17 protein-coding genes are annotated in these 14,510 nt (G+C 64.7%); 13 read left to right on the top strand and 4 right to left on the bottom strand.

Annotation, left to right across the window (positions count from 1 at the left end):
• The first annotated feature begins 154 nt into the window (after positions 1-154).
• Both QE494_RS18105 and QE494_RS18110 read left to right on the top strand, forming a co-directional pair.
• Positions 155-376 (top strand): hypothetical protein, encoded by a 222-nt coding sequence (locus QE494_RS18105; protein ID WP_300045818.1) that lies wholly within the window; start codon positions 155-157, stop codon positions 374-376.
• 253 nt (positions 377-629) lie between these two features.
• Entirely contained in the window at positions 630-1,058 is a 429-nt protein-coding gene (locus QE494_RS18110) for a DUF192 domain-containing protein (RefSeq protein WP_300045854.1), read from the top strand.
• 92 nt (positions 1,059-1,150) lie between these two features.
• Here QE494_RS18110 and QE494_RS18115 read toward each other — a convergent pair whose 3' ends face one another.
• Together QE494_RS18115 and xseA are read right to left on the bottom strand one after the other, a co-directional pair.
• Positions 1,151-1,732, bottom strand: coding sequence for a superoxide dismutase (locus QE494_RS18115; protein WP_300045820.1), 582 nt, complete (start codon positions 1,730-1,732; stop codon positions 1,151-1,153).
• A 62-nt stretch (positions 1,733-1,794) separates the two neighbouring features.
• Positions 1,795-3,072, bottom strand: a complete 1,278-nt coding sequence (gene xseA / locus QE494_RS18120; RefSeq protein ID WP_300045822.1) for an exodeoxyribonuclease VII large subunit — start codon at positions 3,070-3,072, stop codon at positions 1,795-1,797.
• 425 nt (positions 3,073-3,497) lie between these two features.
• Between xseA and QE494_RS18125 the strand changes: the two genes are divergently transcribed.
• The 6 genes from QE494_RS18125 (at position 3,498) to adk (ending at position 7,423) form a co-directional block, all read left to right on the top strand.
• Positions 3,498-4,121: a MotA/TolQ/ExbB proton channel family protein gene (locus QE494_RS18125; RefSeq protein WP_300045824.1), complete on the top strand. Its 624-nt coding sequence runs from the start codon at positions 3,498-3,500 to the stop codon at positions 4,119-4,121.
• Between the two features lie 11 nt (positions 4,122-4,132).
• Positions 4,133-4,558: a biopolymer transporter ExbD gene (locus tag QE494_RS18130; RefSeq protein WP_300045827.1), complete on the top strand. Its 426-nt coding sequence runs from the start codon at positions 4,133-4,135 to the stop codon at positions 4,556-4,558.
• Positions 4,559-4,602: 44 nt separating this feature from the next.
• Positions 4,603-5,640, top strand: coding sequence for a tetraacyldisaccharide 4'-kinase (lpxK, locus tag QE494_RS18135; RefSeq protein WP_300045829.1), 1,038 nt, complete (start codon positions 4,603-4,605; stop codon positions 5,638-5,640).
• Positions 5,621-5,827 carry a Trm112 family protein gene (locus QE494_RS18140; RefSeq protein WP_300045831.1) on the top strand — a complete coding sequence of 69 codons (207 nt, stop codon included), beginning with the start codon at positions 5,621-5,623 and terminating at the stop codon, positions 5,825-5,827. Before lpxK ends, QE494_RS18140 begins: the two co-directional genes overlap by 20 nt.
• Positions 5,824-6,609 (top strand): 3-deoxy-manno-octulosonate cytidylyltransferase, encoded by a 786-nt coding sequence (gene kdsB / locus QE494_RS18145; RefSeq protein ID WP_300045833.1) that lies wholly within the window; start codon positions 5,824-5,826, stop codon positions 6,607-6,609. The genes QE494_RS18140 and kdsB overlap by 4 nt, the downstream gene beginning before the upstream one ends.
• A 157-nt stretch (positions 6,610-6,766) precedes the next feature.
• Positions 6,767-7,423, top strand: coding sequence for an adenylate kinase (gene adk, locus QE494_RS18150; protein WP_300045835.1), 657 nt, complete (start codon positions 6,767-6,769; stop codon positions 7,421-7,423).
• Positions 7,424-7,450: 27 nt separating this feature from the next.
• On the opposite strand, the gene QE494_RS18155 is transcribed toward adk, so the two are convergent.
• On the bottom strand, positions 7,451-8,431 hold the full coding sequence (locus QE494_RS18155; RefSeq protein ID WP_300045837.1) for an asparaginase: 981 nt from the start codon (positions 8,429-8,431) through the stop codon (positions 7,451-7,453).
• Between the two features lie 163 nt (positions 8,432-8,594).
• On the opposite strand from QE494_RS18155, the gene lexA reads away from it, so the two are divergent.
• The 3 genes from lexA (at position 8,595) to QE494_RS18170 (ending at position 10,879) form a co-directional block, all read left to right on the top strand.
• Positions 8,595-9,269 (top strand): transcriptional repressor LexA, encoded by a 675-nt coding sequence (lexA, locus tag QE494_RS18160; RefSeq protein WP_300045840.1) that lies wholly within the window; start codon positions 8,595-8,597, stop codon positions 9,267-9,269.
• Positions 9,270-9,396: 127 nt separating this feature from the next.
• Positions 9,397-9,696 (top strand): hypothetical protein, encoded by a 300-nt coding sequence (locus QE494_RS18165; RefSeq protein ID WP_300045843.1) that lies wholly within the window; start codon positions 9,397-9,399, stop codon positions 9,694-9,696.
• 175 nt (positions 9,697-9,871) lie between these two features.
• The gene (locus QE494_RS18170) at positions 9,872-10,879 is read left to right on the top strand and encodes a D-2-hydroxyacid dehydrogenase family protein (protein ID WP_300045845.1); all 1,008 of its coding nucleotides are present in this window, start codon (positions 9,872-9,874) and stop codon (positions 10,877-10,879) included.
• A 63-nt stretch (positions 10,880-10,942) separates the two neighbouring features.
• On the opposite strand, the gene QE494_RS18175 is transcribed toward QE494_RS18170, so the two are convergent.
• On the bottom strand, positions 10,943-11,818 hold the full coding sequence (locus QE494_RS18175; protein ID WP_300045847.1) for a FimV family protein: 876 nt from the start codon (positions 11,816-11,818) through the stop codon (positions 10,943-10,945).
• Between the two features lie 615 nt (positions 11,819-12,433).
• Between QE494_RS18175 and QE494_RS18180 the strand changes: the two genes are divergently transcribed.
• Complete coding sequence (locus QE494_RS18180) at positions 12,434-12,868, top strand: hypothetical protein (protein ID WP_300045849.1); 435 nt, start codon at positions 12,434-12,436, stop codon at positions 12,866-12,868.
• Positions 12,869-13,067: 199 nt separating this feature from the next.
• A partial coding sequence (locus tag QE494_RS18185) for a 3-hydroxyacyl-CoA dehydrogenase (protein WP_300045851.1) occupies positions 13,068-14,510 on the top strand: 1,443 nt, incomplete at its 3' end.

Consider the following 14,510-nt stretch of genomic DNA (forward strand, 5'->3'; position numbering starts at 1 on the left):
GCCTCGGCACCGCTCACCGATGGCTTGCGAAACAATTTCTCTGGCGGGGTCAACGGTCCCAGTCACAGGGCGTTGAAGGTGTAGCTGGTGGAAGCCACAACTGTTGGCCAGGCTAATCGCCAGCGCCCCCGAGCCACTTCAAGGACGACTCCCCATGATCAAACTCATCTCCGGCCTCCTGGCCACCCTGTTCGCCGCAGCCGCGTTCGCACAAGCCAATCCCACGCCAGCGCCGGCGGCTCCTGCAGCGGCCGCAACCCCTGCGGCGGCTGCCAAGCCTGAAGCCAAGGCCGAAGCAAAACCGGAAGTGAAGAAGGAAAAGAAGGAGAAAAAGGCCAAGAAGGCGAAGAAGGCCAAGAAAGCCGACGCCACCTGATCCTGCCATCTGTCCCCGCCACTGCCGGCCAGGCCACGCGCCCAGGCGGCTGTGACACGAAGGCCTGCGCACGCGCAGGCCTTTGTTCTTTTTGCAGTCCGTAGGGCCAATCGCACTGGCGAACTCACGCACTCGCCTTGAAGCCGAGGCCCAGGCGAGCCCCGGATTTTGCTGGCGCGAACAGGGCAGATTCAGGCCCGATCACATCGGAGACAATCCGCTCATGACCATCACCACCCGAACCCTAGCGTTGATGCTTGCCATCAGTCTGATGGTGTGGACGGCACCCGCCCGAGCCCAGCAGCCCCAGATGAATCTCCCGCGCATCACGCTCCAGGCCGGGATGTACCAGATCGACACCCAGGTAGCTCAGGCGCCCGAGCAGCGTAGCGTCGGCCTGATGTGGCGACGCGAGATGCCCATGCACGAGGGCATGCTCTTTGTCTTTGAGCAGCCGTCAACCCAATGCTTCTGGATGATGAACACTCTGATTCCACTCACTGCCGCCTTCATCGCCGATGACGGAACCATCGTCAATTTGGCCGACATGCAGCCACAGACTGTCAACTCCCACTGCTCGGAGCGACCGGTTCGCTTCGTTCTGGAGATGAATCAGGGCTGGTTCGCCAAGCGCGGGATCAAGGCAGGCGCTCGCCTTTCCGGCGCCCCGTTTGCCCGCTGAACAGTCACAGACCGCGCCATGACAAAGGGCCGCATCCGCGGCCCTTTGTGCATCTTGGCCTGCAAACGCAAGCCATGAGCGGTGGCGCTATCTCAGGCGAAGTTTTTCTGGGCGAAGTCCCAGTTGACCAGTTTGTCGAGGAAAGTCTCAACAAACTTGGGACGCAGATTGCGATAGTCAATGTAGTAGGCATGCTCCCAGACATCGACCGTGAGGAGGGCGGTGTCGGCGGTGGTCAGGGGGGTGCCAGCGGCGCCAGTATTCACGATGTCGACGCTGCCATCAGCCTTCTTGACCAGCCAGGTCCAGCCCGAGCCGAAGTTGCCGACGGCCGACTTCACGAAGGCCTCACGAAACGCGGCATAGCTGCCCCACTTGGCGTTGATGGCCGCGGCCAAAGAACCCGTCGGCTCGCCGCCACCAGCGGGCTTCATGCAGTTCCAGAAGAAGGTGTGGTTCCAGATCTGGGCCGCATTGTTGTAGACCCCGCCGGCGGACTTCTTCACGATTTCTTCGAGGGACATCGACTCAAATTCAGTGCCCTTTTGCAGGTTATTGAGGTTCACCACGTACGCGTTGTGGTGCTTGCCGTGGTGGAACTCGAGGGTTTCCTTCGAGTAGTGGGGGGCCAAAGCGTCGATCGCATAAGGCAGGGAAGGCAGGGTGTGCTCCATGGGGTTCCTCTTGGTGTATTGCTGGGTCTGGAAGATCGGAAAACAACGATGGATTTTAGGCACTAATCCATGACCGCTCTTTTGACGGTGAGATCGAGACGTCCGTCGGCCAGCAGCGCCTGAACGGGCTGGCCCGGTTGCGCCTGTGCAGCATGCGCCAGAAGAGTACCGTCGGGCAGCGTGAGAAGTGCGTAGCCGCGTTGGAGAACGTGCCTTGGGTCCACACCGGCCAGGCGCAGGCCTGCACGGTCCAGTCGGTTGGCCTGTTGCTCGATCTGGCCAGGTGCCGCCCGACGTAGCCGGTCCAGCCCGACGGCAAAACGTCGGTCATTGAGGGCGATTCGGGTCTGGGCTGCGTGGCGCAGGCGCTGGGCGTGGCGCTCGAGCTGCCGCAACTGGAGGCCGACGCGACCCGAGGGGCGCCCCAGCCGCGAGGCTGCAACGTCGAGCCGCTGGGCGAGCGAATCCAGCCGGCGCAAGGCAGAAGACGCCAGGCGCTCCTGCGCCAGCGCCAACCCGTCCAGCCAGTCCTGCTGCGGTCTGGCTACCAACTCCGCGGCGGCGGTAGGCGTCGGGGCACGAATGTCGGCGCAGAAATCGGCAATGGTGAAATCAGTCTCGTGGCCCACCCCGCAGATCAGGGGCACCGGCGAGGCAACGATGGCGCGTGCCAGTCGCTCGTCGTTGAAGGCCCACAGATCCTCCAGGGAGCCGCCGCCGCGGACGAGAAGAATGACGTCGATCACGCCCGTTTGCGCGAGCTCATAGAGCGCTGTCAGTGCGGCCAGCAACTCGCCTGGTGCCTGTGCGCCCTGCACCGCAGCGGGCGCGAGGACGACGGGTACATGGGGCACGCGCCGGCGCAGCGCGGTCGCCACGTCGTGCAGGGCAGCCGCCCCCCGCGAGGTGACCAGGCCGATGCCCCGCGGCATCACCGGCAAGGGCCGTTTGCGCCCTGCGTCGAACAGGCCCTCCTCCTCCAGCTTTGCCTTGAGCTGTAGGAACTGCTCGAACAAGGCGCCCTGTCCGGCGCGGGACAAGCTCTCGACGATCAGTTGCAAGTCGCCGCGGGCGTCATAGACATCCAGCCGACCCAAGGCCTCTACGCTATCGCCGTCGCGCGGGCGGAAATCCAGCAGACCTGCTGACCGCCGGAACATGGCGCAGCGAATCTGCCCGTGGGCATCCTTCAAGGTGAAGTAGCAATGCCCGCTCGCAGCCCGCGTAAAGCCGGAGAGCTCGCCCCGGACAGCCACGGGGTTGAAGCGGGCGTCGAGCGCATCGGCCACCGCACGGCACAAGGCGCCCACTGGCCAGACACGGCGCTCGACAGTACTCATGGACGCAGGGCTTGCGGCCTGCTGCGCCGCGGCAACCGTAGCCAGGTCATCACTGCCGCAGGATCAACAAATCGGGAAAAATTCATACCAGAGACCACATCAACTCGCTCTGATTAGTCCACAGGCAATAGTCGACCAAGAGCCGTCGGTCAGCCCCGACAGAACCCTGCGCAAACGACGGTTTTTCGTTGCAACACATTGATTTGAAACGCTTTTTTTCTGCTGAATTTGTGACCGATCTGTCACACTTCCCAAATGGCGCGGCTTGGCGGCACATGCACGCACAGTTCTGCACATATTTATCCACAGGAAATGTGAGCATTTCACCGACAACAGGTAGGTTGCGCACCGACACCGCGGGCGTGCTGTCCGATAATGCCTCGCGCCGCCCTTCACCGCTTCTCGCCCGCACGTCGGAGTCCCTATTGTTTTCCATCATACAAGCCGCCGGATGGCCCATCTGGCCCCTGATTGCCTGCTCCGTCGTGGCCCTGGCCCTGGTCATTGAGCGAATGATCAGCCTCCAGCGCGCGCGGGTGGTGCCACCCCAATTGCTCGAGGAGGCGCTGGCGGTGTCCAGCCGCGGGCTTCCCCCGCCCGATGTCGTGGAGCAACTGGCACAAAACTCGGCGCTTGGGGAGGTGCTGGCCAGCGGCCTTCGTGCTGCCGGCCAGCGGGGGGCCGATTCGCAGGATCTACAGGCGGCCATGGAGGGAGCAGGCCGGGAGGTCGCCCATCGACTTGAGCGCTATCTGAGCGCCCTGGCCACGATCGCGTCCGCCGCACCGCTGCTGGGCCTGCTGGGAACCGTGATCGGTTTGATCGAGATCTTCGGCTCCCAGGCACCGGGGAGCACGGGCAGCAACCCCGCACAGCTCGCCCAGGGCATCTCCATAGCGCTCTACAACACTGCATTCGGACTGATCGTCGCGATCCCCTCCCTTATCTTCTGGCGCCTCTTCCGAGCCCGTGTAGACGGCTACGTGCTGGTCATGGAGCTCGCCGCCGAGCGCTTCGCACGCCATTTGGCTCAGTTGCACAAGCGTTAAATAGCGCCATCATGCGATTCCATCCCCGCCGAACCGAGGAGCCGGAGATCAACCTGATCCCGTTCATCGACGTGCTGCTGGTCATCCTGATCTTCCTGATGCTCTCGACCACCTACAGCAAGTTCACCGAGATGCAGCTACGCCTCCCGACAGCAGATGCGAACGCGCCGCGGGACTATCCCAAGGAGGTCATCGTGGCGATCAGCGTCGATGGGCGTTACTCAATCAACCGCAGCCCGGTCGCTGGGCGGGGAGTGGAGGCTGTCCAGGCCGCTCTTGATGCTGCCGCAGCGGGACGGAAGGACAGCATGGTCATCATCAGCGCAGACGCGGCCTCACCGCATCAGGCCACCATCACCGTCCTCGAGGCGGCACGCCGAGGGGGCTTTAGCCAGATCACCTTCGCCGCGCAGCGTCCGGCCGGCGCCCGGCCCTGAGGCTCGTAGGCTCCCGCCGCCGGTGCTCACCACTGCCCGCCTGCATGCCTATCCCCGGTATCCCCGACCTGCCAACGATCTGGACCCAACGCGGCCTGCCTGCGCTCGCCCTCCTGCCTGTGGCCGCTCTGTATTCCGCGCTGGCGGCGCTGCACCGAGCGACCTATCGCTGGGGCTGGCGACAGGCCGAGCGCATTTCGGTCCCGGTCATCGTGGTGGGCAATGTGATCGCCGGTGGCGCTGGAAAGACGCCGGTGGTCTTGGCCCTGGTGCGGCACCTGCTTGAGCGGGGCATGCGACCCGGCGTCATCTCACGCGGCTATGGGCGAGCGAGTCACGGCCTGCGCGAGGTCAGCCCTGCCTCCAATCCCCAGGAGGTGGGCGACGAGCCACTGCTCATCGCCCAGCGCGCAGGTATTCCGGTGTTCGTCGGCGAGAAGAGAGCGCAGGCCGCACGCGCGCTGCTCGAAGCGCACCCCGAGGTCCAGGTCCTGATTTGCGACGACGGCCTGCAACACCTGGCACTGGCCCGAGACATTGAGATCTGCGTCTTCGACGAGCGAGGCGTCGGCAATGCCTGGCCGATTCCGGCAGGGCCGCTGCGTGAGCCCTGGCCCAGGCCCGTAGATTTCGTGCTTCACCCCGAGGGACTCACAGCAGCCAGGGGTAACCCAGACCCGGCCGGCCCGCCCCGGTCATTCGAGGTCAGGCGACGGCTTGCCACACACGCCGTCTCCGCTGACGGCAGCCAGGTGCCGCTCACGACCCTTGCAGGCCAATCACCGCTCGCGCTGGCTGGCATTGCGAGGCCCCAGGCCTTTTTTGACATGCTGCTCCGATCCGGCTGTCCGCCAGCGGCCACCCTCCCCTTGCCCGATCACCATGACTTCCGGCTCGGTGCAGACGTGCCCCCTGGCGGCTGCCTGATCTGCACCGAGAAGGATGCGGTCAAGCTGTGGCAAATCAGGCCCGACGCCTGGGCTGTGCCGCTGGAGCTCAGCATCGCCGAGGACTTCTGGGTTGCGCTCGATGAACGCCTGCGTCCAAAGCTATCATCGTCCGATGGATCCCAAACTGATTGATCTGCTGGTGTGCCCGGTTACTAAGGGCCCGCTGGACTTGGACCGTGCGAGACAGGAGCTCATCTCCCGCAGCGCCCGTCTGGCCTATCCGGTGCGCGATGGCATCCCCGTCCTGCTTGAGAACGAAGCCAGGGTGCTCACCGACGAGGAACTCGAGCGCTTGCCGCCGCGGACACCGCTGGTGTGAGCATGGCGTCTCCCTTCACCGTCCTGATCCCGGCCCGACTGTCCTCCACCCGCCTGCCGGACAAGCCACTGGCCGACATTGCAGGCATGCCCATGGTGGTCCGGGTGGCACAGCGAGCTCGGCAATCGGCCGCCACGCGCGTCGTGGTGGCGACCGACAGCACCTCGATCCTAGCCGCCTGTGGCCAACACGGTGTCGAGGCGCTTCTGACCCGTCATGACCATCCGTCGGGCAGCGACCGCCTGGCCGAGGCCTGTGAGCTGCTCGGACTTACCGACGAAGACCAGGTGGTCAACGTCCAGGGGGACGAACCGCTGATTGACCCGCGGCTCGTCGACGCGGTGGCCGGGCTGCTGGATCTGCATCCCGACGCAGCAATGAGCACGGCGGCACACCCAATCCGGGAAGTGTCTGAGTTTCGTAACCCGAATGTAGTCAAAGTGGTGACCGATTCGAGAGGACTCGCCCTCTATTTCAGCCGCGCGCCAATCCCTTGGTGGCGTGACGGCTCGGCGCCTGGGGAAGCCGGACTGCCGGTCCATCCGCAGGCACTGCGCCATGTCGGGATTTATGGCTACCGGGTTGGTTTTCTTCGGGAGTTTCCCCGTCTGCCCCCGGCGCCGATCGAGTCCTGCGAATCCCTGGAGCAGCTGCGTGCGCTCTGGCATGGGCACCGTATCGCGGTTCATATCACCACGGATCCACCAGGACTGGGCGTGGACACCCCCGATGACCTGATGCGCGTGCGGGCCCTGTTCGAGCAGGACAGGGCAAGCGGGTAAGAACCGCGTCGGGACCCCGTGCTATCCTAGAAAAAGATGCGTGGGGTTACCCGCCAGGGGTGCGCCTCAACGCGCGCGCACTGCCTCCCGTGACAAGCTTTGGCACTTCAAGCCAGGGCGGTGAGACAGGTATTCCAAGACTCTCCGAGGACAAGCCATGAGACTGATTTTGTTGGGCGCGCCGGGCGCGGGCAAAGGAACCCAAGCCACCTTCATTTGCCAGAAGTACGGCATTCCTCAGATCTCAACAGGCGACATGCTGCGAGCAGCAGTGAAGGCCGGCACTCCGCTGGGCCTTGCCGCCAAGAAGGTCATGGACTCTGGGGCCCTGGTCAGCGACGACATCATCATCGGTTTGGTCAAGGAACGCATCGCGCAAGCCGACTGCGCTGCCGGCTTCCTGTTTGACGGTTTTCCCCGCACCATCCCGCAGGCTGAGGCCATGCGCGTGGCCGGCGTCAAACTCGACTATGTCCTCGAGATCGACGTGCCCTTCGACGCCATCATCGAGCGCATGAGTGGTCGCCGCTCCCATCCGGCCTCGGGACGCACTTATCACCTGAAGTTCAACCCGCCCAAGGCCGAGGGCGTCGACGACATCACGGGTGAGCCTCTGGTCCAGCGCGACGATGACAAAGAGGACACCGTCAAGAAGCGGCTGGATGTCTATGCTTCGCAAACGCGGCCGCTGGTCGACTACTACTCCAATTGGGCCAAGTCCGACGCTACGGGCGCGCCGCGCTATCGCGCCATCAGTGGCATGGGCAGCGTCGAAGAGATCACCACCCGCGCGCTGACTGCATTGGCGGGCTGAGTCCCGGACGGTCCTGGCCGTCGGGTTTCAGAGCGCGGGGGCTCCGCTCAAACGCGCGAGAAGGTCGAGCAAAAGCGCAACCCTAGCCTTGACCGGAGAAAGTCCTGGAGTGGCAGCGATAGCGTCACCACGGTGCGGAACCACCTGACCCGACGCGCATCGGGTCGACCGCACCACCTCCACACCCAACTCGCGGGCCCGTAACAGCGCGGCCTCCAGCGCCTGCGAGAGGGTGCCATTGCCGGTTCCTGCAGCCACCAGACCGCGTGCGCCGGCGCCCACCAGCGCATCGACGAGCCGGCCATCGGCACCCGCGTGATTGATCACAATCTCCACGAAAGGCCAGGTGGTCGGCGAATGCTGGGCCACCGCAGCGGCGAGCTGGCCAGCGCGTCTGTCTGCCGCCACCGGCCAAGGGCGCAACCGGCGGAGCTGCCCCTCCTCAACCCAAGCGATCGGACCTGCATCACCGCTGCTGAAGGCGTCAAGGCGGTAGGGGTGCACCTTTGCGACGTCCATGGCGCCATGGACTTGCCCGGCACAGACGGCCACAACTCCCTGCGCGCCACTACTGCGGGCAACCGCTACCGCGTCAACAAGATTCTGCGGTCCGTCGGGCGCCAGCGCATCCGCCGGCCGCATGGCGCAAGTCAAAACAACTGGCTTTTCCGGCGCCAAAACCCGATGCAGAAAATAGGCAGTCTCCTCCAGGGTGTCGGTGCCGTGGGTGATTACCAGGCCTTGGACGTCGTCGTCGCTTAGCCAATGAGCGCATCGGGTAGCCAGTGTCTGCCAGACCGTAGGGCCCATGTCCTTGCTATCGACCTGTGCCACCTGTTCAGCCAGCAGTGGCAAGCCCTTGAGCGCTGGGATATTTGCCAGCAGCCGTTCGACACCCACCTGGCCAGCCCGATAGGTCGGCTGGCCATCGCCCGTCTGGCCCGGATCGGGCGCGAGGCCTGCAATGGTGCCGCCGGTGCCCAGAACTACGATTTTTTTGCTGGCCACTTGCACTTCCCGAAAAACTGGTTAAAAATACAGGCACTGGATATCAAAACAGTGTCAAGCATGTCTTGAGTGTCTCGTACACGCAGACTCGCCTCGGTCACTGTCCAGCCGTTCTAGAGATTGTCCACACAGCCAGGCCCTTGAGAATTAAGGAGCGCCACGCATGATCGACACGCCCAAGCTCACCGCTCGCCAGCAGCAGATTCTGGACCTGATCCAGAGCGCCATTGCTCGAACAGGCGCGCCACCCACGCGGGCTGAAATCGCCGCTGAACTCGGATTCAAATCCGCCAACGCGGCAGAAGAACACCTTCAGGCATTGGCCCGCAAGGGCGTGATTGAGCTTGTGAGTGGTACCTCCCGTGGCATCCGCCTGCGCGGCGAAGCCCTGCGCGCCATCAACGAGTCCCGGATCAAGCAGTTCTCCTTGCCCCTACAAAGCCTCGCCCAGCTAGCGCTGCCCCTCATCGGCCGCGTTGCGGCGGGCTCACCGATTCTGGCGCAGGAGCATGTGGACCAAACCTACTATGTAGAGAGCAGCCTGTTTCAGCGCCGCCCCGACTACCTGCTCAAGGTCCGAGGCATGTCAATGCGCGACGCAGGCATCATGGACGGCGACCTCTTGGCCGTGCAGGCCACCAAAGACGCCAAGAACGGCCAGATCGTCGTGGCCCGCTTGGGTGACGAGGTCACCGTCAAGCGGTTCAAGCGCAACCGTGACCAGATTGAGCTTCATCCCGAGAACCCCGACTACCCCACGATCGTGGTGGAGCCCGGTGAGCCCTTTGAAATCGAAGGGCTTGCAGTCGGTCTCATCCGCAACACCATGCTGATGTAGGACCCCCAGTTTCTTGGCGTTCCGCAGGTGGCGGGCGTATGGTCCCTTGAGGCCATCACCCTGTGCGACGCCTTTCCGGCCAATCCTGCCTGTGTCTCACCCTTCTTGATTCGTTCGAGGACTTCACATGGCAATCGCACTTCCTCTCATCATCGAACTCTTTCATGGTCTCGACCGTGCAGTTCAGTGGCTTTCTGGCAGCAGCGCAGCGCCTGACCACCAGGACCCGGGCTGTACCGGCCACCCCGAAGACGGGAGCGGTTCTGGCGAGATCCGCCGTGTGCGCCAGCCCCATCACGCACTCGCTCGGTGCCTGCCCCATACCACCCCTGCACCTGCGGCCCGCCATTGGCGTGGGCCGATCGGGCCGCTGCGGCTGCACCCGGCCCGCAAGGGCTGGCGGCCAGCGGCGCCCGGCGTTCGCTGACTCGGTCCAGGGAAGCGTCACCGCTTTCCCCACGCCCGCCGTCCGAGTCCAGACGCTTGGCTGGAAGGCTGGCGCTCGATGATCGACCGGTCATCGGGCGAATTTCGCTCGATGAACCCTCGGGTAAGCAGGCCGCGACGGCCGGAGGACAAGCGATCAGGGCACAATTGCCCGTATGAATATCGTGATCCTTGACGACTATCAGGATGCGGTGCGCAAGCTGCGTTGCGCCGCCAAACTTGAGTCCTATCCGGCCAAGGTTTATACCAACACGGTCAAGGGAATTGGCCAATTGTCGGTGCGGCTGCGCGATGCAGATGTGATCGTGCTCATTCGAGAGCGCACCCATATCAGCCGACAACTGCTGGAAAAACTGCCCCGGCTCAAACTCATCTCCCAGACTGGGCGCCTGGGTCCCCATGTCGACGTCGCGGCGTGCACGGATCGAGGCATTGTCGTCACCGAGGGCGTGGGCTCGCCGGTCGCGCCAGCCGAACTCACCTGGGCGCTCGTGATGGCCGCCATGCGCAGGCTGCCCCAGTACATTGCCACGCTCAAGCATGGCGCTTGGCAGCAGTCGGGCATGAAAGCGGCGTCCATGCCCGCCAATTTCGGTCTCGGGCAGGTCTCGCGCGGCAAAACATTGGGCATCTGGGGCTATGGTCGGATCGGGCAGTTGGTCGCTGGTTATGGCAAGGCCTTCGGGATGAAGGTCTTGGTCTGGGGCAGTCACGCCTCACGCAGCCGGGCAGAAGCAGACGGGTACAGCGCGGCAGCCAGCCGGGACGAGTTCTTTTCAGTGTCCGATGTGCTCAGTATCCATTTGCGCCTGAACGAAGAGACGCAGGGGATCGTCACCCTCGAGGATCTGAGCCGGATGAAGCCCACCGCGCTTTTTGTCAACACATCACGGGCCGAGTTGGTCGAGCCGGATGCACTCATCGCCGGCCTTAACCGGGGCCGCCCAGGCATGGCGGCGATCGACGTCTTCGAGAGCGAGCCGATCCTGCAAGGGCATGCGCTTCTGCGCCTGGAGAACTGCATCTGCACACCGCATATCGGCTATGTGGAGCAGGAGTCCTACGAGCTCTACTTTGGGGCTGCCTTCGAAAACGTGGTGAATTTCATCCAAGGGCAACCCACCCAGGTGGTCAACCCTGCGGCGCTCCAAGTCCGCCGCTGAACCTGGTGCAGGGCGGGGCGCGCTCTGCACCCCACCCTACGGCGCGGACCCTCACTGGTTTGATCAGGCGCCGCCACGCCCGCCGCCGCGACCGAACGTCTTGGCGGCATCCGGACCGGTGTCCAGATCAAAGTTGATCAGTTCGTCCGGATCCGGTCCGAGCGGTGACCCTGGCCTTCTGTCTCGGCGCGGATCCGGAGCCGATGAAGGCTGTGCCAGCACCTCGTCGAGGTCGATATCCAAAGCCCGCCGACTGCCGCCAGCGCCAAGCCGCGACGACATTGCTGCTGCGGAGGGCCTATCGACAGAAGTCCAGGGAAGGGCTGATGAGGTGGGAGCGCCCCCGCTCGCAGAGCCAAGCTGCTGGGCAATTTGATGCAGGAACAGCAAGTCCCGGTAGGCCTGCAAGCCCAGCGAACGACCGGAGGCGCCGTCGCCTGTCACTTCGACAATTCCGTCATTGATCAGGTCGACCACCGCCGGATCCGGCCACAAGGCCTCAATGCGCGCGAGTAAAACCGGGTGATCCTCAAGGCCGCGGGGGTCATCATCGAAGGCGTCGAAATTCGGCAAACGAATCTTGAACAGCCACTCGAAGTCATGCCGCAGCTTGTCATAGTCCTCCTGGCGCCCCAGTTTGTGGTGGAGTGCCAGAAGGTCGAGCCAAGCCATGGCACTGGTCTTCGGATGGGTTTCGATGTGTGTACGCAGCACCTCGATGGCACGGTCGTCCTCGCCCAAGGCAATAAAGAACTCCGCCTCCTGCTGGATGTCACTCAGCTCCAAAGTGCTGACCGCCAGCGACTCTGGCTGCCGCTGGTCGAATTCGTCGGGCGCTGGCGCCACGGCGCTCGGCCCAGAACCAATCCCCGGCAACCGGCCGGTGGCGATCAGAGAGGACGGACGCAGCGGCTCAGGAGCACCGCCGGAGGGAGACATGAACCCGTTTGAATTCACGCCCGAAGTCCGCCCTGGCGAAACAGGGCTGGGCTCACTCTGGGCGACAGGGTCCTCTGCGCCGCCGATGGGCCCTGCCGGCTCTTGCCACCAAACGGCGGCTCGGCCAGCCGTCCCCCGCCGCCACGCCAGCGCGGCCAACCCCAATGACAACAGGCAGGCCAGCGCCAGGCCGTACACCATCGGGTTCGCCATACGCCCGCGCTCGCTCTCAACGAGTTGGGCACGCAAGTCTGAGGTGCTGGCCTGGCTGCGAGCCAGCGCGTCCTGTAGCTTGCGGACCTCGTCTTCGAGGGCCATCACCCGGTTGCCCTCCGCGGGGCTTGACGCACCTAGCGCCGCACTGGCGGCACTGGCGGCACTGGCTGATCCCAAGGGCCGGGCAGCGGGGGCAGGACTGGCCCCAGAAGTACCGGTCAGGGGTGCGATGGCAAGGGGGTCTAACTGGAGTCGAGGACGATCAGCCGTCGCCGAGCGCATCGGCGCAGGCCGTTGCGCAAGTGCCGCCGCACTCGCAGCGGTTCGAGCGGGCTGGGCCGCATCCTGGGAAAGCGGCGTGACGGCAGCCGCATTCGCATTCGCACTCGGTGCCGGGCTGTGCTGTGCCGCATCAACCGGAAGAGTCGCAACGGGCGCAACAGTCGCAGGCGTGGCAGGCCCTGCCAGACTTTCCGCGGCAGGCTCCTCGGCCAGCAGGATGAAACGTCGGGTCAGTTTCTGGGCGCACCCGATCCGTACCTGAACCGTAGCAAACGGCTCGTCGAGCGGCTGCGCCGCCCGAACCCGAAGACGCAGGCCATCCCCGACACCCAAGACCTGTACATCGACCAGGCGGGATCCCAGCCGCAGGTCTCCGTAGCTCACCTCAGCCTCCGCGCAGAGGTCGGCTGGATCCATCCCGGCATCCAGACCGATCGGCACCAGAACCTCGAGGGGACGGCCCAGAACCGCCGCCCCTTGGTGCCGACCGATGGTCAGTGCCGAACTGGCCACTGCGCCCCCCAGCAGCGCTGCGAGGGCAAGACTACGTAAGACGTTATTAATGCTCATCTGTGTAGCTATTTTTACACAGATGAGCCAATAAGCAACGATTCTTTACTTATCTTTTTGACTGTTAGCCCCCTGCACCCAGAAGCGGCCGTGCAGTCCGAAAGGCTGGCCGGTCGCCTCCGCGACCGGGCCCCACGCGCCCCCGCCCAAATGGCCCCGACCCCACCCGATAATTCGCTGTATGGAACACAACTTCCTCACAGTCGCCGTGATCGGTACCGGGGCAATGGGCCGGGGCATCGCCCAGATGGCTGCCCAAGCGGGCTGCCAGGTACGTCTTTTTGACCAGCAAGCCGGCGCGGCGGACGCGGCCAGGCATTACATACAGGGCCAATGGGAGCGCCTGCGCGAGAAGGGCAAACTCGATTCGGCCCAGGTCGAGGGCCTCAGCGGCAAGCTGCAGGGCGTCGACGCCTTGGAGGGCTTGGCCGGCTGCGACCTCGCCATCGAGGCGATCGTCGAGCGCCTCGATGCCAAGCGCCAGTTGTTCGCGACGCTGGAAACGCTGCTTGCGCCAGACGCAGTGCTGGCCAGCAACACCTCCTCCCTGTCAATCACCGCCCTGGGTGCAGGGGTCCAGCGGCCTGAGCGCCTGGTTGGCCTGCATTTTTTCAATCCGGTGCCGCTGATGAAGGTGGTCGAGGTCATCCCCGGGCTGCGTACCAACCCGCAGGTCTGCCAGCGCCTGGCGGCCCTGGTGCGGGCGATGGGCCACACGCCTGTGCAGGCCCATGACACGCCCGGCTTCATCGTGAACCACGCCGGGCGGGCCTACAACACCGAGGCCCTGCGGATCGTCTCGGAGGGCATCGCCGACTTCGCCACCATCGACCGCATCCTGCGCGACCAGGTCGGCTTCCGGCTCGGTCCCTTCGAGCTGATGGACCTGACCGGTCTGGACGTGTCGCATCCGGTGATGGAGTCGATCTACCACCAGTACTACGAGGAGCCCCGCTACCGCCCCAGCGCGATCGCTGCCCAACGCGTGGCAGGCGGCATCGTGGGTCGCAAGACAGGGGCAGGCTTCTATCGGTACACAAACAACCAGGCCGAGGTATCGCCCGAGCCGGCTACGCCGCAGATGGCGGAAATCCCGCCCGTCTGGGTGTCGCCGCGCGCAGCCCGGCGCGCCGAGCTGCTGCAACTGCTCAAGGACCTGGGCGCCCGCATCGAAACCGGCGCCTCGCCCTCGCCCCAGGCCCTGACCCTGGTGGCGCCCCTCGGCTTTGACGTCACCACGGTCGCGGTCGTCGACCGGCACGACCCCGCACGTACCGTCGGCATCGACCTGCTGATCGAAGACGCCGCCACACGGCGCCGGGTACTGGCCACCAACCCGGCGACGCGGCTGGACATGCGCGATGCGGCCCACGCCCTCTTCGCACGCGACGGCAAGCCGGTGAGCGTGATCCGTGACTCCGGCGGCTTTGTGACCCAGCGGGTGGTCGCCAGCATCGTCAACCTCGCCAGTGACATCTGCCAGCAGGGCATCTGCACACCTGCCGATCTGGAGACCGCGGTCACGCTGGGCCTGGGCTATCCGCTGGGCCCCTTGGCCATGGGCGACCGATGGGGCGGCGCCAGCATCCTGGAGGTGCTGTTCAACATGCAAACCGTCTACGGT

The organism is Ramlibacter sp., assembly GCF_029866045.1.
GTDB lineage: Bacteria > Pseudomonadota > Gammaproteobacteria > Burkholderiales > Burkholderiaceae_C > Ramlibacter.

What these genes read in the sequence shown, in the direction of transcription:
- xseA (WP_300045822.1), bottom strand. Translation starts at nt 3,072, where the DNA reads ATGAGTACTGTCGAGCGCCGTGTCTGGCCAGTGGGCGCCTTGTGCCGT.
- lexA (WP_300045840.1), top strand. Translation starts at nt 8,595, where the DNA reads ATGATCGACACGCCCAAGCTCACCGCTCGCCAGCAGCAGATTCTGGAC.
- QE494_RS18110 (WP_300045854.1), top strand. Translation starts at nt 630, where the DNA reads ATGCTTGCCATCAGTCTGATGGTGTGGACGGCACCCGCCCGAGCCCAG.
- QE494_RS18140 (WP_300045831.1), top strand. Translation starts at nt 5,621, where the DNA reads ATGGATCCCAAACTGATTGATCTGCTGGTGTGCCCGGTTACTAAGGGC.
- QE494_RS18105 (WP_300045818.1), top strand. Translation starts at nt 155, where the DNA reads ATGATCAAACTCATCTCCGGCCTCCTGGCCACCCTGTTCGCCGCAGCC.
- QE494_RS18130 (WP_300045827.1), top strand. Translation starts at nt 4,133, where the DNA reads ATGCGATTCCATCCCCGCCGAACCGAGGAGCCGGAGATCAACCTGATC.
- QE494_RS18165 (WP_300045843.1), top strand. Translation starts at nt 9,397, where the DNA reads ATGGCAATCGCACTTCCTCTCATCATCGAACTCTTTCATGGTCTCGAC.
- lpxK (WP_300045829.1), top strand. Translation starts at nt 4,603, where the DNA reads ATGCCTATCCCCGGTATCCCCGACCTGCCAACGATCTGGACCCAACGC.
- QE494_RS18115 (WP_300045820.1), bottom strand. Translation starts at nt 1,732, where the DNA reads ATGGAGCACACCCTGCCTTCCCTGCCTTATGCGATCGACGCTTTGGCC.
- adk (WP_300045835.1), top strand. Translation starts at nt 6,767, where the DNA reads ATGAGACTGATTTTGTTGGGCGCGCCGGGCGCGGGCAAAGGAACCCAA.
- QE494_RS18175 (WP_300045847.1), bottom strand. Translation starts at nt 11,818, where the DNA reads ATGTCTCCCTCCGGCGGTGCTCCTGAGCCGCTGCGTCCGTCCTCTCTG.
- QE494_RS18170 (WP_300045845.1), top strand. Translation starts at nt 9,872, where the DNA reads ATGAATATCGTGATCCTTGACGACTATCAGGATGCGGTGCGCAAGCTG.